We start from the raw sequence: 17,559 nt of genomic DNA, 5'->3' as shown, positions 1-17,559 counted from the left end.
CAGCAATGGCTGACCTATTGGCTATTACTGATGGGGCACCGGCGCGGTCCGTGCGAAGGCCCGGAACGCGCACTCGGACCGGCACTGCTCGTCGCTGTCCGGGCAGTCGTCGACGTGGGCCTGCGCCGCGCTCAGTTGTTCCTGGAGTACGGTCAGGATGCTGATCTGCCGTTCGACGGCGGCGATCTGCTCGGCCAGCAGCGGCTGCAGCGCGACCTTGACGCCGGTGCAGGTGCCCGTGTCGGCGAGCTCCAAGAGGCGGCGGATCTCGGGCAGTTCGAGTCCGAGCCGCTTGGCTGAAGCGATGAAGTCGAGCCGCTCGAGGTGGCCCTCGTCGAAGTCCCGGTATCCGTTCGGGCTCCGGCGCGCCGCGAGGAAGCCGAGGCGCTCGTAGTAGCGCAGCGTGCTCGCCGGCACTCCGCTGCGCTCGGCGACCTCGGAGATCTTCATGCTTCGAGCCTATGCTTCGCTAGCTTGACCTTCAACCCGGGTTCAAGGTCTAACGTTTTTCTGTAGGCGGGATTGCCCGCCCTTGCACGTGATGAGGGAGAACAGATGCAGATGAGCGTGGAATGGATGGAGCGGCACCAGGTCGCGCTCTATGTCGCGGGGCTGGCGATCGGGGCCGTCGTCGGGCTGGCCTGGCCCGTGGTCGCCTACCCGGCCGAGCTGGCGATCCACCCAGTGCTCGCGCTGCTGCTCTACGCCACGTTCCTCGGCATCCCGTTCGGCAGAATCGGGCACGCCTTCCGCGACTGGCGCTTCCTCGCCGCGATCCTCGTCGTGAACTTCGTGCTGGTGCCCGCCGTCGTCTGGCTGCTGTCGGGGATCGTGGCCCACGACCAGGTGCTCCTCGTCGGCGTGCTGTTCGTGCTGCTGACCCCGTGCATCGACTATGTGATCGTCTTCGCCGGGCTTGCCGGCGGCGACGAGGAGAAGCTCTTGGCAGCCGCCCCGCTGCTGATGCTCACCCAAATGCTCCTGCTGCCGCTGTACCTATGGCTGTTCGTCGGAGCGGAGTTCGTGGGGTCCGTGGAGTTCGCGCCGTTCGTCGAGGCCTTCGTGCTCATCATCGCCCTGCCCCTCGTGGGCGCGGCGCTGACCCAGCTGTCCGCGGCCAGATCGCGCGCCGCGCGCAGGGTCGAACAGGCGGTCATGGGCGCGATGGTGCCGCTCATGGTCGCCACGCTCGCGGTCGTCGTCGCCTCGCAGATCGCTGGCGTGAGCGCGCGGCTCGGCTCTCTGCTCCTCGCGGTGCCGGTCTACGTCCTCTTCGCCGCCGTGATGGTGCCGGTCGGGATGCTGGCGGGCAGAGTCGCGGGCCTCGACGTGCCGGGCAGACGGGCGATCGTGTTCAGCGGCGCGACCCGGAACTCACTCGTCGTGCTGCCGCTGGTGCTCGCGCTGCCCGCGGCGTTCGACCTCGCGCCCCTCGTGGTCGTCACGCAGACCCTGGTCGAGCTGGTCGTCATGGTGGTTTTCGTGCGACTGATCCCGTGGATCATCCGCGTGGCTCACGATCCTGAGATAGGACCGGCGAAGTCCGTGTCGTAGAAGCCTCGTGCAACGGGGGTGCCGGGATCCCTCAATCAGAGAAGTGCCGAAGGCGGGCCTCGGCTCTCGTCAGGGCGGCCGGCGGGCGTCGCTCAGGTCCCCACTACCACCTGATCGAACAGAAGGCCAAGAGAAGGAGAAGTGGAGGCCGGGACTGCTTCGATGGCGAAGGCGTCCTGTGCGCACGGGTCGCGGATGCCCGATCCTTCCTTCGATCGGGCAGTTGGTAGGTTGACGTCGTGAGGCCGTACTCTGGTGTGGAGGCAGCACACATCATACGCACGTCACTTAGCGGTGAAGTAGCCTCTGACCAGCGAAAACGCCATCGTCTTACTCTCCCAGTTTTTCAATGTATCTATCGTGGGAAGTAGGGCTACTTAAACATTGCATTAAAGCGGGTCGAAGGAGGCCGTTCACTCCAATGTCGCGATTGGCAGTGACGGTCAGCGGGCCGGCGTCAACGAATCATACCCCGGTCTGACTTGGCACGACAGGCTCTGACCAAGCGCCTCGATAGCCCGACCTGTTCAGTAGCGCACCGCCGTAGCCCTGGGTCCCGGACACTGCGAGGTGCTACCCGTGCCTGAACTTCCTGAGGTCGAGGTCGTGCGCCGTGGACTCGACGATCATGTCCGTGGCCGGACGATCGCCTCGGCCACTATTCTGCATCCGCGTGCGGCCCGCCGTCATGTGCGCGGTACGGAGGATTTGGCCGCACGGATGGTCGGGGCGACGATCACGGGGACTGCCCGCCGCGGTAAGTACCTGTGGCTGATCCTGGACGGCGAGGACGCACTACTGGCTCACCTGGGGATGAGCGGGCAGATGCTCATCACGTCGCCTGATGCTGCCGTCGCTGCGCACGAGCGGGCGCGGATCACCTTCACCGACGGCGGCCACGATCTGCGGTTCGATGACCAGCGCACGTTCGGGCATCTGATGTACGACGAAGGCGGAGCGGTGCTACCCTCGCCGATCGCCCACATCGCGCGGGATCCGTTCGATCCGCTGTTCGACCAGCCGGCAGCAGTTGCGTTGATCAAGGCCAAAAAAACCGGCATCAAGCGCGTGCTGCTGGACCAGACGGTAGTGTCCGGCATCGGGAACATCTACGCCGACGAAGCACTCTGGGCTGCCAAGGTGCACGGGGAGACGGCGGCATCGTCCTTGAGCAAGCCAAGGATCTCAACGCTGATCGATGCTGCGCGCGACGTCATGGCCGCCGCGCTAAACCAAGGCGGAACCTCGTTCGATTCCCTTTATGTCGACGTGGCCGGCAGCAGCGGTTATTTTGCCCGCAGCCTGAATGCCTACGGTCGTACCGGCCAGCCTTGCACGCGCTGCGGGACGCCGATCGTGCGGGAACAATTCATGAACCGCTCGAGCCACTCGTGTCCGATCTGCCAGCGAAAATCGACAACGACCCTAGCGTGATGAGGAGTTTGCCTGAGGAGGCCAGGTCACGGACGTTGAGCAGACAGATGTGGAGAAAGTGCTCAGGGCTCCCGCGGACGACACAAGCTGTCCGTTCAGGGCACGAGCGAGAGCAGCACTCCTCCAGCAGCGCCGACGATCACGACGACCCACGGCGGCAGCTTCCACGCGATCAGGAGCACGAAGCAGACCAGCGCGAGAGCGAACGGGCCGGGGCCGGTGATCGCGGTGGAGAACACCGGGGAGTACAGGGCTGCGGCGAGGATACCGACGACCGCGGCGTTGGCTCCGCGCATCACGGCCTGGGCCCAGGGGCGCTGGCGCAGCGAGTTCCAGAACGGCAGCACGCCGACCAGGAGCAGGAATCCGGGCAGGAAGACGGCGACAAGGGCGATCGCCGCTCCGAGGACTCCGCCGGGCCCAGTGGTCGATGCCGTGCCCAGGAACGCGGCGAAGGTGAACAGCGGCCCGGGCACCGCCTGCGCAGCACCGTAGCCGGCCAGGAACTGCTGGTCGCCCACCCACCCGGTCTCGACGACTCCGGACTGGAGCAGCGGCAGGACGACATGCCCGCCGCCGAAGACCAGGGAGCCCGCGCGGTAAAAGGCGTCGAAGAGCGCTAGACCTCCTGAGCCCGTCGCGATCACTGCCACTGGCAGGCCGAGCAGCAGGATCCCGAACAGGACCAGGCTCGCTGCGCCGACGCCGCGCCGGACGGGGAAGTGCAGCGCCCCGCCGGTCGCCATGCTCGCAGCACGGCAGAAGAAGTACCCGGCGACCGCGCCGAGCGCGATCGCGATGACCTGCCCTGACGATCCGGCCAGCAGCAGGGCCGCGGCCGCGGCGACGGCTGCGATCGACGCGCGCTGCCTGTCGGGAGCCAGGCTCTTCGCCATCCCCAGGACCGCCTGGGCGACGATGGCGACCGCGACTATCTTCAGCCCGATGAGCAGTCCCTCGGCGACGGGGCCGGTGAACAGCGACGCCCCGTAGGCGAACGCGACCATCAGCGCCGCCGATGGCAACGTAAAGGCGAGGAACGCCGCCAGCGCGCCGAGGGCCCCGGCGCGGTGCATGCCGATCGCGAACCCGACCTGGCTCGACGCGGGGCCCGGCAGGAACTGGCAGAGCGCGACGAGGTCGGCGTACTCCCTGTCGTCCAGCCACTTCCGGCGCTCGACGGCCTCGGTGCGGAAGTAGCCCAGGTGCGCGATCGGTCCGCCGAAGGAGGTGACGCCGAGCCTGAGGAAGACGCGGAACACCTCCCAGGCGGAGCCTCCCACGGCTCTCGTCGGTGCGGACACGGCATCAGTCATGTTCGGGTTCCTCTCGGGTGAAGATCTGGACGCGCTCCCGCGCTTGGGCGAGCCCTTCGCGTCCCTTGTCGGTGACGGAGTAGTACTTGCGCACCGTGCGTCCGTCGCGCTCGGAGCGCATGGTCAGATATCCGTCGGCGACCATCCGGCGCAGCATCGGGTATAGCGTCCCGGGCGAAAGCCGGTAGCCATGGCCTGCGAGCTCCTCGATCATCCACGCCCCGTAGATCTCCTCCTGCGCTGCGTGGTGCAGGACGTGCATGCGCACGAGCCCGGACAATAGGTCGTGGTGCTCGAACTCCGTCGAAGCGTCGTCGTTGGACTCCATGTCAGCAACGTGCATCGATATCGACTACAGATAGTGAGTCAAGGACTCGGAGTCGCCTGTCTCGATGATTCAACGAACAGCTGAAGTGTCACGAGACGGCGGGGGCTTCTGCTCCGGTGCGAGAAAGTTCGATCCCCAGCAGCGCGAGCGAACGCCTTTCGTTCTTGCAGAGGTTCGCTCAGTCTTCAGATGCGAGCTCCGTGGCGAGCTCGCGGACCTTCCCGAAGATCTCATCACGGATCAGGCGCATCCGATCCTCGCCCTCGATGCCCCGCGTCGACGGCTCGTCGATCACCCAGGTCTCGAGGACCCCGGCCATTCCCGGCACGGGCTCGACCACGGCTTCCTCGCCGACGACGACGACGCGGTCCACGGAAAGCAGGAGGCCCGGGTCGATCGGCTTCGGGTGCTCGCCGTCCATGCTCGCCCCGACCTCGGAGACGGACGCGGCGGACATGGCGTTGAGCTCGGACCCCGGGGCCGTGCCCGCGGAGTGGACTTGGACGGCGTCGCCGGCGAGCTTGCGCATGAGCGCGGCGGCCATCTGGGACTTCCCGCCGTTCTTCTTGCAGACGAACAGCACCGAAGGCTGGCGCTCGTCCTGCTGCTGCGGGGCGGCCGGGGGGAGCAGTTCCTCGATGAGCGCTTCGATGCGCGAGCGGATCTCGTCGCGGATGGGCCGGACCGCCTCGATGCCCTGCCCTGCCGGGTCCTCGAGCTTCCAGTCCTCGTAGCGCTTGCCGGGGAAGAACGGGCAGGCGTCGCCGCAGCCCATGGTGATCACGACGTCGGAGTCCTGCACGGCCTCGGTCGTGAGGACCTTGGGCTGCTCGGCGGTGATGTCGATGCCCTCTTCGCGCATGGCCTCGACCGCGATCGGGTTGATCTGGTCGGCGGGCATCGATCCTGCGGAGCGGACCTCGATGCGGTGGCCGGCGAGGTCGCGGAGGTAGCCGGCGGCCATCTGGGAGCGTCCGGCGTTGTGGACGCAGACGAACAGGACGGAGGGCTTCTGGTCGGTCATGAGGTTCCTTCGGTTTCAGTCGGTGAGGAGCGTGTCGAGCAGCTTGCGGACACGGGATTCGATGTCGTCGCGGATGGCCGCGATGCCCTCGGGCGAGGCGAGGGCCGGGTCTCCCACGGCCCAGTCCTCGTAGCGGACTCCGGGGATGACCGGGCACACATCGCCGCATCCCATGGTCACGACCACGTCGGCGGCGCGCACGGCGTCGTCGGTGAGCGGCTTCGGGAAGCGCTGAGATGCGTCGTCTCCCTCTATCTCCGCGAGCAGGGACCTGACGTGCGGGTGCACGTCCGCGGCCGGGGTAGATCCGGCCGAGCGGGCGATCACCCGTCCGCCGGAGAGCCGGCTGACCAGGGCGGCGGCGAGCTGGGAGCGGCCGGCGTTCGCGACGCAGACGAACAGCACCTGGGGTGCGGCGCTCTCGCGGTCTCGGGTGAGGTCGGCCAGGCGCTGCCTCGCGAACCGTTCGGTCAGCGGCACGATGTAGCGGGTGATCTTCGCGCTGCGGGCCAGTGCGGCGTAGGACTCCCGCACGATGCCAGTCACGGTCTCGGGCGGCAGGGCCGGGGTCGCGGCCGCGAGGTCCGCGGCGAGATGGGCGATCTGCGCGTCCGTGTCCGCAGGGTCCTCGTCAGGCAGTGCCTCGGGCGCTGCCTCGGCGATGGCCGCCGGCGCGAAGGCGTCCAGCAGTGCGGTCACCGCCGAACGGCGTGCCGGGTTGATGCGGTACCAGACCCAGGTGCCGCGGCGTTCGGCGTCCAACAGGCCCACGTTCTTGAGGACCTTCAGGTGGTGGGAGACCGTGGGCTGGGAGACCTCGGCGAGCTCGGCGAGGTCGCACACGCAGGACTCTCCGCGCGGGTCTGCCGCGATCGCCGAGAGCATCCGCAGCCGGAAGGGGTCGCCCAGCGCCTTCAACGCGCTCGCGACCGTGGCCGCGACCTCAGTGCTGATCGCGTGCGACGCTGTCGGCGCGCACGGCTCGGGCAGCAGGATGTCCTCGCTCATCATGTCCTCGATTCAGTGATGGTTTCAGCGGCGTACGGGTCTGTGCGGAACCATGCGCGGGCGGCCCAGAGCGAGACGTAGACGAGCCCCACCAGGACAGGGACCTCGATGAGGGGCCCGACGACGCCTGCCAGCGCCTGGCCGGACGCCGCCCCGAAGGTGCCGATCGCGACGGCGATCGCGAGCTCGAAGTTGTTGCCCGCCGCGGTGAAGGCCAGGGTCGTCGACCGCGCGTAGCCGAGGCCGATGCCCTTGCCGAGCAGGAGCCCGACGAACCACATCAGGCCGAAGTACACCAGCAGCGGCAGCGCGATCCGTGCGACGTCCAGCGGCTTGCCCAGCACCGCGTCTCCCTGCAGGGCGAACAGCAGCACGATGGTGAAAAGCAGGCCGTAGAGGGCCCAGGGACCGACCTTCGGGATGAACTTCTCCTCGTACCAATCCCGTCCGCGCCGCTTCTCGCCGATCCATCGCGAGGCGAAGCCCGCGACGAGCGGCACGCCGAGGAACACCAGCACGTTCAGCGCGATCTGCCAGACCGAGACCTCCAGCCCCTGAGCATCCAGGCCCAGCCAGCCGGGCAGCACCGTCAGGTAGAACCAGCCGAGCACGGAGAACATCACGACCTGGAACACCGAGTTGATCGCCACGAGCACCGCGGTCGCCTCGCGGTCGCCGCAGGCGAGGTCGTTCCAGATCACGACCATGGCGATGCAGCGCGCGAGGCCCACGATGATGAGGCCGGTGCGGTACTCGGGCAGGTCTGGCAGGAAGATCCACGCGAGGGCGAACATCACGGCGGGGCCGACCAGCCAGTTCAGCACAAGCGAGGAGGCCAGCAGCTTCTTGTCGCCGGTGACGGCGGCGACCTTGTCGTAGCGGACCTTCGCGAGCACCGGGTACATCATCACCAGCAGCCCGAGCCCGATCGGGACCGAGATCCCGCCGACCTCCAGATGGCTCAGCAGGTCTGACAGTGCAGGGAGGAATCGGCCTAGAAGGAGTCCCGCGACCATGGCGAGGCCGATCCACAGCGGCAGCCACTTGTCGAGCGTGGAGAGCCGTTTCGGCGCGATGCGGGCAGTAGCAGTGGATGCGGCGGTCATGCGAGCAGCTCCTCGAGCTTCGCGGCGATGGCAGGCTTCGGATGCGCGCCGATCAGCACATCGACCCGTTCTCCGCCCGTGTAGAAGGCGAGGGTCGGGATGGATGTCACCCCGGCTGCTGTCACGGTCTCCGGGTTCTGGTCGGCGTCCACCTTGACGATCCGGGCACGACCGTCGTACTCCTCGGCGAGCTGGTCCAGGATCGGAGCGATCGCCTTGCACGGCCCGCACCAGGTGGCCCAGATGTCGACGATGACAGGTAGTTCCGACTCAGTCACCTCGGCTTGGAAAGTGGAGTCGGTGACGTGGGCAATGGTGCTCATGCGGAGACCTCCAGGACGGGCTCCGCGTGGGTAGCAGGAGCAAGATTCGACAGGTAGTGCTGGGCGTCCTGCGCGGCGGCGCAGCCGGTGCCGGCGGCGGTGATCGCCTGCCGGTACGTGTGATCCACCAGATCGCCGGCCGCGAAGACGCCCGGCAGGCTAGTCCGCGTCGACGGGTGGGCCACCTGTACATAGCCGTCGGAATCGATGCCGACCTGACCGGCCACGAGTTCGGAGCGCGGATCGTGCCCGATCGCGACGAATACCCCGGTGACGTCGAGAGCGCGCTCGGCCCCGCTGGTGGTGTCGCGCAGCCGCAACCCGGTCACTCGCTCGTCGCCGAGGATCTCGGCGACCTCGCTGTTCCATGCCACCTCGACCTTCGGGTGCTCCATGACGCGCTGGGCCATGATCTTCGACGCCCGGAACTCGTCACGCCGGTGGACCACGGTCACCTTCGAAGCGAACCGGGCGAGGAACAAGGCCTCCTCCATCGCGGAGTCTCCGCCGCCGACCACAGCGATCTGCTGATCTCGGAAGAAGAAGCCGTCGCAGGTGGCGCACCAGGAGACGCCGTGCCCGGACAAACGATCCTCCTCGGGGAGGCCGAGCTTCCGGTAGGCCGAGCCCATCGTCAGGATCACCGCGCGGGCTCGATACGTCACGCCATTCCCGGTCTCGACCATCTTCACGCCGTCGTCGAGGCTGAGGCGGATCGCATCGTCATAGACGATCTCGGCACCGAAGCGCTCGGCCTGCGCACGCATCGCCTCCATCAGCTCCGGTCCCTGGACGCCGTCCACGAAGCCGGGGAAGTTCTCCACCTCGGTCGTCGTCATCAGCGCGCCGCCGGCCGTGACCGAACCGGCGATCAACACTGGGGCGAGGCCTGCTCGCGCCGCGTAGACCGCGGCAGTGTATCCGGCAGGGCCCGATCCGACGATGACCAACTCAGTATCTTGATTCGACATGTTTCTATATTGAAGGATGTCGAATCAATGGGTCAAGCTGGCACATGAGGGTTCACTCGATGTTCACCTTGGATGTCGCCGCACCACGCACCCGCCAGGGTTGGAGCGGCCGCATGGCGGCGTGCATTGGATGCGCCTACGCCCTCAAATCCGGATGACGCACCGCGTTCCTGCACCAGGTGGCCGCATGGCGCAGCCCACGCACAGATCGGACCTTTCCCTTGAACTCAGTGGAGCGAGGGGAGTGGGCCAATGTCCGGACCGCGCCGCCTCTGACGCGGGAGCGGACGACGTCCATCGCCAAGGTCTTCACGGACCACTAGCTCGAACAGGACGCCAAAAGAAGAAGCAAGGGTGACCGGGAGTGCGTCATAGGTGACGCAGTGCCCATCCTCGATGGCGGAGGAGTCCTGTGCGCACGGTCGCGGATGCCCGGTTATACATTCGACCGCGCCGTTGGCATGTTGAAGTCTTGAGGCCGTACTCTGGTGTGTAGGCAACGCACGTCGTCCGTACGTCACTTCGTAGTGAAGTAGCCTCTGACCAGCGGATACGTCACCTTTGGAGACCCCCAGTCTTTCAATGTATCTATCGTGGGAAGTTGGGATACTTCGATCGGGCGCTGCTCGTCTACGGTCGCGGCGGCCAGGAGTGCGTGCGCTGCGGCGGCGAGATCGTCAAGCTCACCGTCGGCGGACGCGGCACCCACTTCTGCCCGCAGTGCCAGAAGGCGCCGCGGTACCGGTGAGCTGACGTGCGCTCACCTCACGGCCGGGGTCGTCTCACGTCCGACGACCGTCCGCCTCGGCGTCGGGATCATCGGGCTCGTGCCCGATCGGCGGGGGAGCGTCCCCGCCCTTCCCGACCCCGGTCCGGGCCCGGCCGGCCCCCACACGGTCCGAACCGTCTGAGCCGTCCGGCCCGTCCCCGTCGGTCGGGACCTGACTGAGCTCCGAGGTCGCCAGACCGAAGGCCTGACCGTCGTACTCGTTGACGCCGGTGGCCACGGACTGGTCGAGCAGGTGGGTCGCGAGCTCCCGTTGGATGACCAGCGGATCCTGGCAGAGGTCCTTCCACAGCGCGACGCAGAGGAGGAGCATGACGATGACGAACGGCAGCGCGGAGACGATCGTGATGTTCTTCAGCCCGTTGAGCGCCTCGGCGGGGTCACTGCCCCCGGCGAGAAGCATGACGGCGGCCACCGCACCGGTCGCGACACCCCAGAAGATGACGAGCCGCCGGCCCGGTTCGAGGGCACCGTTGGCCGAGAGCGTGCCCATGACGATCGACGCGGAGTCGGCACCGGTGACGAAGAAGATCGCGATGAGGATGACGGTGACGATCATGAGGATGATCGCGATGAGATTGGGCAGGGGAAGCGCGCCGAGGAGGTCGAAGAGGATCGTGTCCATCTTGATGTCCGGTTCACCGTCGACGATGCTTGCGAGCGCCCTGACCGTGCCCTCACCGCGTTCCGCGCGCTCCTGGATGCCGATGGCGCCGCCGCCGAAGATCGCGAACCAGATCGTCGAGACGACCGAGGGGACGATGAGGACGCCGGTGACGAACTGGCGCACCGTCCGACCGCGGGAGATACGGGCGATGAAGAGGCCGACGAAGGGCGACCACGAGATCCACCATGCCCAATAGAAGACCGTCCACGACGAGAGCCATTCGTTGACGCCGACTCCGTTCGCTGCCGTCCGTGAGGCCATCTGCGGCAGATCCTCGATGAACGACCCGACGGCGGAGGGGACGACGTTGAGGATGAACAGGGTCGGCCCGCCGATGAAGACGATGAGGGCGACGATGACGGCGAGGACCATGTTGATGTTCGACAGCCACTGGATGCCCTTCTCCACCCCGGAGACCGCCGAGGCGACGAACGCCGCGGTGAGGATCGCGATGATGACGACGAGGATGGGGGAGGAGACGTCGGAGAGGATGCCCGCGGTCTCGATGCCGCCGCCGATCTGGATCGCGCCGAGCCCGAGCGAGCACGCTGAACCGAAGAGGGTGGCGAGGATCGCGAGGATGTTGATGAACTTCCCGCCGATGCCGTTGACGACGCGCTCGCCGAAGAGCGAGGTGAACATCGAGGAGAAGAGCTGCGAGCGCCCGAGCCGGAACGACCCGTAGGCGACGCCGAGGCCGACGATCGCGTACATCGCCCACGGGTAGAGGGTCCAGTGGAAGAGCGTCGTGCCCATGGCTGTGCCCATCGCCTCGGCGGTCGATCCGTCGACGGTCGCCGGTGGGGGAGACATGTAGAAGAAGAGGGGCTCGCCCACACCGGAGAAGACGAGGCCGATGCCCATGCCGGTCGCGAACATCATCGCGATCCACGAGGAGGTCCGGAACTCCGGGGTCTCGCCGTCTTTGCCGAGCGGTATCCGGCCGAAGCGGCTGACGGCGACGACGATGACGAAGATCGTGAACACGGTGGCGGCGATGACGAAGAGCCACCCGAAGTTGTCCATCACCCCGGTCAGCGCGGCACCGGCGACGACGCCGAGGCTCTCAGGCGAGATGAACCCCCAGACGACGAAGGCGACGGCGATGAAGCCGGCGGTGAAGAAGACGGTCTTGTCGAGTCCGATCCGGCGCAGATAGCGCTTCTTCGTCGGCGGGTTCTGCAGGTGGGTGATGAGTTCGCGGGTCCTGTCGAAGCCGTTCGTCGCCGAGGTGGTCGTGGACTCGTCGGGGGAATCGCTCATGGTTTCGGTTGCCGCGACTGCGCCTCTGTGCGGCGATCCTTCCTTGGTCTCGACGGCGGTGGAGCTTATGCAGGCGGCACCGGATAGGCGACGTGAGAGGCAGACTACCAAAATGTGTGACGTGGGCAACAGGGTGAGCGGCGCGATGCCCGCAATCCCGCTATGCTTAAGGGCACGATGCATCTCAAAAGCCTGACCCTGCGCGGATTCAAATCCTTCGCCTCGGCCACGACCCTGAAGTTCGAGCCGGGCATCACCTGCGTCGTCGGTCCCAACGGATCAGGCAAGTCCAACGTCGTCGACGCGCTGTCCTGGGTGATGGGCGAACAAGGCGCGAAGAACCTGCGCGGCGGGAAGATGGACGACGTCATCTTCGCCGGCACCTCGAAGCGCCAGGCCCTCGGCCGCGCCGAGGTGACCCTGACCATCGACAACTCCGACGGAGCCATCCCCGTCGACTACACCGAGGTGACGATCTCCCGCACCCTCTTCCGCACCGGTGGCAGTGAATACGCCGTCAACGGGGCACCCGCCCGCCTCCTCGACATCCAGGAGCTCCTCAACGACTCCGGCCTCGGCAAGGAGATGCACGTCATCGTCGGCCAGGGCCGCCTCGACGCGATCCTCCATGCCGACCCCATCGAGCGCCGCAGCTTCATCGAGGAGGCCGCCGGCGTCCTCAAGCACCGCCGCCGCAAGGACAAGGCCGTCCGCAAGCTCACCGGCCTGCAGACGAACCTCGACCGCCTCGGCGATCTGCGCACCGAACTCAACCGGCAGCTCGGACCGCTCGGACGCCAAGCCCAGGCCGCCGCCCGGGCCGCCACCGTCCAGGCCACCCTTCGCGATGCCACCGCCCGGCTGCTGGCCGACGATGCCGTGCGCCTCCAGGCCTCCCTCTTCGCCGCCTCCGACGGGGGTGGCGACCACACCGAGCGGATCGCCGACCTCGAAGCCCGCCGCACGCAGACGGAATCCCGGCTGAACGAGATCGAGACCCGCCTGACCACCGTCGAGGGCGACCTCGAAGCGATGCGCACCGCGGAGTCCCGCACCCAGACCCAGGCCGTGCGCGCCAGCGGCCTGGCCAGCCGCGCCGGAGACAAGCGCGCCCACCTCCTCTCCGAGGTCACGAGCCTCGGCCGCCGGGAGGGACGCTCACCCGCCGAGCTGCGCAGCCAGGCCGACGGCATCAGCGACGAACTCGGCGCCGCCGAGGAGGCCGTCACCGCATCGACGACCGCCCTCGAGGCCGCGAACACCCGCAAGGAGGAGCTCACCGCGGCCCTGCGGGAGGCCGAGGCCGAGGTGAAGTCCGCGCAGATCGCCATCACCGAGGCGGTGAAGAACCGCTCGACCCTCCACTCCCGCCAGGAGCAGGCACAGGCCCGCATCACCGACCTCGAATCCCGGATCGAGGCCGGGCGCACCGAGATCACGACGATCGAAGCCCGCATTGCCGACCGCCGTGAAGCACTCACCGTGGCCGAAGACGCGGTCGAGAACGTCGAAGAGGGCGAGAGCACCCTCGATGAGACCTACGAGACGGCGAAGGCCGCCCAGACCGCGCTCGAAGACGCGCTCGCCGAGCAGAAGGCCAGGCGCGCCGACGCGAGCTCGGAGCTCGCCTCCGCCCGGGCCCGAGCGGAGGCGCTGGCCCTGGGCACCGCGCTCGAGGCCGACCTCGACGACATCGTCTCCTCCGGACTGCCCGGCGTGCGGACCGCCGTGACCGAGCGGCTGACCGTGACCACCGGCTATGAGATGGCCGTGGCCGCCGCCCTGTCGTCGACGGTCAGCGGCGTCATCGTCGACTCCCCGCAGGCCGCGCTCACGGTGCTCGACCACCTCGGCGAGGACACGAACGTCTCCCTGACGATCCCGAGCGGACCCCGCCCCGAACCCGACGGTGCGCCGGGGCTCGCTGAGGCGACCGCCTCGGCGGGGGGATCCGGCAAGGGCGGAGACCACGCACCGGAGGCGACGCGCCTCGCCGACGTCGTCGGTGCCGACGATCCCGACCTCGAGGGGCTCGTCAAGTCCGCCCTCTCCTCCGTCGTCTGCAACCCGGATGCGGCCGCCGCGCTCGCCGTCGTCGACGCGCACCCGCAGCTCACCGCAGTCACCCTCCACGGCGAGGTCATCACCTCGACCCGGGTGAGCCGGACCCGCACCGCCTCGGGCACGAGGCTCGCCTCCCAGACGGCGCTCGCCGAGACCGAGGAGACGATCGCCGGCCTCGAAGCGAGCGTGGCCGGACTCGACGCGGAGATCACCGCCACCGAGGCCGAGCTCGCCGAGGCGAAGCCCGTCACCGCCGCAGCACTCGAGGCCCTCCACTCCTCCGACGCGCAGATCATGGCCGCCGCCGAGGAGGTCTCCCGCATCGCCGGGGAGATCAGCGCCGACGAGACACGGCTGGCCCGGGCCGCCGACAACGACGCAGAACTCCACCGCCGACTCGCCGCCTCCCGGCAGGAGGCCGACGCCGCCGAGGCGGCACTGGCCGGAGTCGAGGACGTCGACGAGGTCGTCGACACCACCCGCCGCGACGACCTCAGCCGGCAGGTCTCCCAGACCTCCGAGGACGTCATCGAGACTCGCATCGCCCATAAGTCCGCGACCGACCGAGCGAGGTTCCTCCGCGACCGCGTCGACTCCCTGCTGCGCCAGGCCACCGCCGAGGAGGCGGCCCGCGAGCAGGCCCAGCGGACGATCGCCCGCAAGACCACCGCGGCCGCCTCGGCGCAGGCGATCGCCGAGGTCGCCGAGGAGGCGGCGGCGCTGGCGACCGCCACGGTGGCCGAGCTCGGGGAGTCCATCGAGGTCCTCGTCACCGAGCGCGCGGGCCTGCGGGAGGAGAAGGGCCGCCTCGGCGAGGAGCTGAGCACGACGCGGAAGGAACTCGGCAGGCTCAAGGACGCCGCCGCCGAAGCCGAACTCGCGAAGGAGAGGTACAGGCTCAAGCTCGAGGAGATCGAGCACCGCGCCGAACAGGAGACGGGGCTCTCGATCGAGCGCCTTATCGAGGCCTACGGCCCCGACACCCCCGTTCCCGGGTTCGAAGACGGCGAGGAGGAGCGGCCCTACGTCCGCGCCGAGGTCGAGAAGCGGCACAAGGAGGCGACGAAGCAGCTCAACCGGATCGGCACCGTCAACCCGCTCGCGCTCGAGGAGTACGAAGCGCTCAAGGAGCGCCACCAGTTCCTCGAGAAGCAGATCGCCGACATCGAATCCTCCCGCAAGGACCTCATGCAGCTCGTCGAGGAGGTCGACCGTCACGTCGAACGCGTCTTCGCCGAGGCCTACGCCGACACCGCGCGCGAGTTCGAGGACATCTTCTCCCGTCTCTTCCCCGGCGGTGAGGGACGATTGAGCCTCACCGACCCCGACGACATGCTCACCACCGGCGTCGACGTCCACGCGAGGCCCGCGGGGAAGAAGGTCAAGCGGCTGTCGCTGCTCTCCGGAGGGGAGCGCTCGCTCGTGGCCGTGGCGATGCTCGTCGCGATCTTCAAGGCCCGGCCGAGCCCGTTCTACGTCATGGACGAGGTCGAGGCCGCCCTCGACGACCTCAACCTCTCCCGCCTGCTCACGGTGTTCCGGGAGCTGCAGGACTCGAGTCAGCTCATCGTCATCACCCACCAGAAGCGGACGATGGAGATCGCCGACGCCCTCTACGGGGTGACGATGCACGGCGACGGGGTCTCCAAGGTGATCTCCCAGCGGATCCCCTCCCATTCCGAGCAGTCCGCGCCAGCAGGTCACTGACGTCTCGTCGGAGGCTCCGAGCCGGAGATGCTCAGGGGAGTCCCAGGGAATTCTCCAGCAGCCACACGACCCCGGATCGCTCATGCCCTGTGCAGGGACTATAGACTTGTCGGACGAAGGAGCACTGTCGGAGAACATGAGGAGCGGGACGTCCATGGCCGAGTCGGCTGAACCACGGGGTGACTGCCCGGCATGAATGCAGTTCTCGTCGTCATCGTCGGCCTCGCCATCTCCTTCGCCCTCGCCCTCGTCGTCGTCCTCCTCGTCGCTCTCCCCGGGCTGCGGGCGGAAGGCCGCCTGAAGTACTCCTCTGACGTGCAGCGGTTCCGTCTGCCGGGCCAGTGGACCGGCTACGACGACGAAGTCCACGAGTTCTTCGGTCACGACGACGGCACCTCCCACCTCGCCACGCGCGAGCAGGCGGCCGTCACCGCGATCCGCGACCACTCCTATGTGCTCCGGCCCCAGCCGCGCCGCCATGCGGCCCCGTCGCTGCTCACGGTCAGGCCGCGCACCCGCCACTGGAAGATCCCCGAATCGGGCACCGGCTGGCGCACCACCGCCGGTCTGCTCTTCAGCTCCCGCGGCACCTGAGACCACACCTCACCGCCGTGGGCACTGTCCTGCCCTCGCGCGGTCCAGCCCGTGGCACGGTCACGGGGCCCAGACCGTAACGCGTTACGGTGCACAAGACAGCAGACCAAGGAGGACGTCCCGCAATGGACCAGCCGATCATCCTGCTCATCGTCGCAGCCATCGTCTTCATCCTCGTCGTGGCGCTGGGCATCAGCCTGCGCATCAACGCCCGACGCAAGGGGCTCGGCGAGGACCGGTCGATCGACGCCGACTTCACCGGCGAGCTCTCGATCGATGAGATCTCCGAGACCGTCACGAAGGAGAGGGAGAAGGCCGCCGGCTCCGAGGTTCCCACCGAACCGGCGAGCCGCCTCGTCCGGCTGCGCGAGAGGCTCGCGAAGTCGAACTCCGGCCTCGGCCGCGGTCTGCTCAACCTCCTCTCCCGCGACACCCTCGACGAGGCGACGTGGGAGGAGATCGAGGACACCCTCATCCTCGCCGACGTCGGCGTCGAACCGACCGCCGAACTCGTCGACACCCTGCGCGAGCGGGTCAAGGTGCTCGGCACCCGCGACCCCGAGGAGGTCAGGGGACTGCTGCGCGAGGAGCTCGTCAAGCTCGTCGACCCGACGATGGACCGCGAGCTCGCGACCGCGCACACCGCCGGCGACCCGGCCGTCATGCTCGTCGTCGGCGTCAACGGCGCCGGGAAGACGACGACCGTGGGCAAGATCGCCCGCGTCCTCGTCGCCGAGGACAAGTCCGTCCTCCTCGGTGCCGCCGACACGTTCCGTGCGGCCGCCGCCGAGCAGCTGACGACGTGGGGCTCGCGTGTCGGCGTCGAGACCGTCCGCGGCGAGGAGGGTGCCGACCCCGCCTCGGTCGCCTTTGCCGCCGTCGAGCAGGGCAAGGCCGAGGACGCCGACGTCGTCCTCATCGACACCGCCGGGCGCCTGCAGAACAAGGTCGGGCTCATGGACGAGCTGCGCAAGGTCAAGCGCGTGGCCACCCGTCCCCTCGGGGAGGGCCACGACATCGACGAGGTCCTCCTCGTCCTCGATGCGACGACCGGTCAGAACGGGATGCAGCAGGCGAAGGTCTTCGCCGAGGCGGTCGACATCACCGGCATCGTGCTCACCAAGCTCGACGGCACCGCGAAGGGCGGCATCGTCATCGCCGTCCAGCGGGAGCTCGGAGTCCCGGTCAAGCTCATCGGCCTCGGCGAGGGAGCCGACGACCTCGCCCCGTTCACGGCCGAGGGCTTCGTCGACGCCCTCCTCGACTGACGGCCGCGGGCACCCTCGACTGAGGCGGCGACTCTGCCTCTGTCCAGCCGCTGAGACGGCTTTCAGAACGAGTTCGCGACTGCATTCACCACATCTGACCTGGGATTCCACCTCTCCTGAGGTCCGTGTCACATACTCGAAACAT

At 68.1% G+C, this 17,559-nt stretch carries 15 protein-coding genes and 1 pseudogene; 6 read left to right on the top strand and 10 right to left on the bottom strand.

The features are described 5' to 3' along the window. Positions 1–24: 24 nt before the first annotated feature. Positions 25–450: a MerR family transcriptional regulator gene (locus ACQ1RG_RS15790; protein WP_009378303.1), complete on the bottom strand. Its 426-nt coding sequence runs from the start codon at positions 448–450 to the stop codon at positions 25–27. A gap of 105 nt (positions 451–555) precedes the next feature. Between ACQ1RG_RS15790 and ACQ1RG_RS15785 the strand changes: the two genes are divergently transcribed. Continuing rightward, positions 556–1,554 (top strand): arsenic resistance protein, encoded by a 999-nt coding sequence (locus ACQ1RG_RS15785; RefSeq protein WP_009378305.1) that lies wholly within the window; start codon positions 556–558, stop codon positions 1,552–1,554. 579 nt (positions 1,555–2,133) lie between these two features. Continuing rightward, a complete protein-coding gene (gene mutM, locus ACQ1RG_RS15780) occupies positions 2,134–2,988 on the top strand; it encodes a bifunctional DNA-formamidopyrimidine glycosylase/DNA-(apurinic or apyrimidinic site) lyase (RefSeq protein ID WP_040341758.1) in 855 nt (284 codons plus the stop codon). Between the two features lie 95 nt (positions 2,989–3,083). Here mutM and chrA read toward each other — a convergent pair whose 3' ends face one another. The 8 genes and pseudogenes from chrA to trxB all read right to left on the bottom strand — a co-directional run bounded on the left by chrA (position 3,084) and on the right by trxB (position 9,064). Then, positions 3,084–4,304, bottom strand: coding sequence for a chromate efflux transporter (gene chrA, locus ACQ1RG_RS15775; protein ID WP_009378308.1), 1,221 nt, complete (start codon positions 4,302–4,304; stop codon positions 3,084–3,086). Beyond that, positions 4,297–4,632 (bottom strand): PadR family transcriptional regulator, encoded by a 336-nt coding sequence (locus ACQ1RG_RS15770; RefSeq protein WP_040341809.1) that lies wholly within the window; start codon positions 4,630–4,632, stop codon positions 4,297–4,299. The genes chrA and ACQ1RG_RS15770 overlap by 8 nt, the downstream gene beginning before the upstream one ends. Before the next feature lie 178 nt (positions 4,633–4,810). After that, entirely contained in the window at positions 4,811–5,161 is a 351-nt protein-coding gene (locus ACQ1RG_RS15765; RefSeq protein WP_231882174.1) for a low molecular weight phosphatase family protein, read from the bottom strand. Positions 5,162–5,257: 96 nt separating this feature from the next. Continuing rightward, positions 5,258–5,656 (bottom strand): annotated as a pseudogene (locus ACQ1RG_RS15760) (arsenate reductase ArsC); the annotation flags it as partial. A 15-nt stretch (positions 5,657–5,671) separates the two neighbouring features. Beyond that, entirely contained in the window at positions 5,672–6,664 is a 993-nt protein-coding gene (locus tag ACQ1RG_RS15755) for a metalloregulator ArsR/SmtB family transcription factor (RefSeq protein WP_009378314.1), read from the bottom strand. Continuing rightward, positions 6,664–7,770 (bottom strand): ACR3 family arsenite efflux transporter, encoded by a 1,107-nt coding sequence (arsB, locus tag ACQ1RG_RS15750; RefSeq protein WP_009378318.1) that lies wholly within the window; start codon positions 7,768–7,770, stop codon positions 6,664–6,666. The genes ACQ1RG_RS15755 and arsB overlap by 1 nt, the downstream gene beginning before the upstream one ends. Continuing rightward, on the bottom strand, positions 7,767–8,093 hold the full coding sequence (gene trxA, locus ACQ1RG_RS15745; RefSeq protein ID WP_009378320.1) for a thioredoxin: 327 nt from the start codon (positions 8,091–8,093) through the stop codon (positions 7,767–7,769). Before trxA ends, arsB begins: the two co-directional genes overlap by 4 nt. Next, positions 8,090–9,064: a thioredoxin-disulfide reductase gene (gene trxB, locus ACQ1RG_RS15740; RefSeq protein ID WP_040341762.1), complete on the bottom strand. Its 975-nt coding sequence runs from the start codon at positions 9,062–9,064 to the stop codon at positions 8,090–8,092. The genes trxA and trxB overlap by 4 nt, the downstream gene beginning before the upstream one ends. A 601-nt stretch (positions 9,065–9,665) precedes the next feature. Here trxB and ACQ1RG_RS15735 point away from each other — a divergent pair. Then, positions 9,666–9,812, top strand: a complete 147-nt coding sequence (locus tag ACQ1RG_RS15735; protein WP_009378324.1) for a zinc finger domain-containing protein — start codon at positions 9,666–9,668, stop codon at positions 9,810–9,812. A gap of 34 nt (positions 9,813–9,846) precedes the next feature. Here the strand turns inward: ACQ1RG_RS15735 and ACQ1RG_RS15730 are convergent, their stop codons facing one another. Then, positions 9,847–11,781, bottom strand: coding sequence for a BCCT family transporter (locus ACQ1RG_RS15730; protein ID WP_009378326.1), 1,935 nt, complete (start codon positions 11,779–11,781; stop codon positions 9,847–9,849). A 177-nt stretch (positions 11,782–11,958) separates the two neighbouring features. Between ACQ1RG_RS15730 and smc the strand changes: the two genes are divergently transcribed. From smc to ftsY, 3 genes are all read left to right on the top strand, one after another. After that, the gene (smc, locus tag ACQ1RG_RS15725) at positions 11,959–15,552 is read left to right on the top strand and encodes a chromosome segregation protein SMC (protein WP_119296466.1); all 3,594 of its coding nucleotides are present in this window, start codon (positions 11,959–11,961) and stop codon (positions 15,550–15,552) included. A gap of 192 nt (positions 15,553–15,744) precedes the next feature. After that, on the top strand, positions 15,745–16,146 hold the full coding sequence (locus tag ACQ1RG_RS15720; RefSeq protein WP_009378330.1) for a hypothetical protein: 402 nt from the start codon (positions 15,745–15,747) through the stop codon (positions 16,144–16,146). Between the two features lie 125 nt (positions 16,147–16,271). Then, on the top strand, positions 16,272–17,414 hold the full coding sequence (ftsY, locus tag ACQ1RG_RS15715) for a signal recognition particle-docking protein FtsY (RefSeq protein WP_119296446.1): 1,143 nt from the start codon (positions 16,272–16,274) through the stop codon (positions 17,412–17,414). The last annotated feature ends 145 nt before the right edge of the window (positions 17,415–17,559 follow it).

Source organism: Brevibacterium sp. K72, assembly GCF_050562175.1.
GTDB classification, from domain to species: domain Bacteria; phylum Actinomycetota; class Actinomycetes; order Actinomycetales; family Brevibacteriaceae; genus Brevibacterium; species Brevibacterium casei.
Note: the sequence above shows the minus strand (reverse complement) of the source record. Positions and strands in the feature narration are given on the sequence as shown.

Coding starts and splice junctions, on each gene's coding strand:
- smc (WP_119296466.1), top strand. CDS start 11,959: ATGCATCTCAAAAGCCTGACCCTGCGCGGATTCAAATCCTTCGCCTCG.
- ACQ1RG_RS15770 (WP_040341809.1), bottom strand. CDS start 4,632: ATGGAGTCCAACGACGACGCTTCGACGGAGTTCGAGCACCACGACCTA.
- ACQ1RG_RS15720 (WP_009378330.1), top strand. CDS start 15,745: ATGAATGCAGTTCTCGTCGTCATCGTCGGCCTCGCCATCTCCTTCGCC.
- ACQ1RG_RS15785 (WP_009378305.1), top strand. CDS start 556: ATGCAGATGAGCGTGGAATGGATGGAGCGGCACCAGGTCGCGCTCTAT.
- arsB (WP_009378318.1), bottom strand. CDS start 7,770: ATGACCGCCGCATCCACTGCTACTGCCCGCATCGCGCCGAAACGGCTC.
- ACQ1RG_RS15755 (WP_009378314.1), bottom strand. CDS start 6,664: ATGAGCGAGGACATCCTGCTGCCCGAGCCGTGCGCGCCGACAGCGTCG.
- ACQ1RG_RS15730 (WP_009378326.1), bottom strand. CDS start 11,781: ATGAGCGATTCCCCCGACGAGTCCACGACCACCTCGGCGACGAACGGC.
- trxA (WP_009378320.1), bottom strand. CDS start 8,093: ATGAGCACCATTGCCCACGTCACCGACTCCACTTTCCAAGCCGAGGTG.
- ftsY (WP_119296446.1), top strand. CDS start 16,272: ATGGACCAGCCGATCATCCTGCTCATCGTCGCAGCCATCGTCTTCATC.
- ACQ1RG_RS15790 (WP_009378303.1), bottom strand. CDS start 450: ATGAAGATCTCCGAGGTCGCCGAGCGCAGCGGAGTGCCGGCGAGCACG.
- trxB (WP_040341762.1), bottom strand. CDS start 9,064: ATGTCGAATCAAGATACTGAGTTGGTCATCGTCGGATCGGGCCCTGCC.
- chrA (WP_009378308.1), bottom strand. CDS start 4,304: ATGACTGATGCCGTGTCCGCACCGACGAGAGCCGTGGGAGGCTCCGCC.
- ACQ1RG_RS15765 (WP_231882174.1), bottom strand. CDS start 5,161: ATGCGCAAGCTCGCCGGCGACGCCGTCCAAGTCCACTCCGCGGGCACG.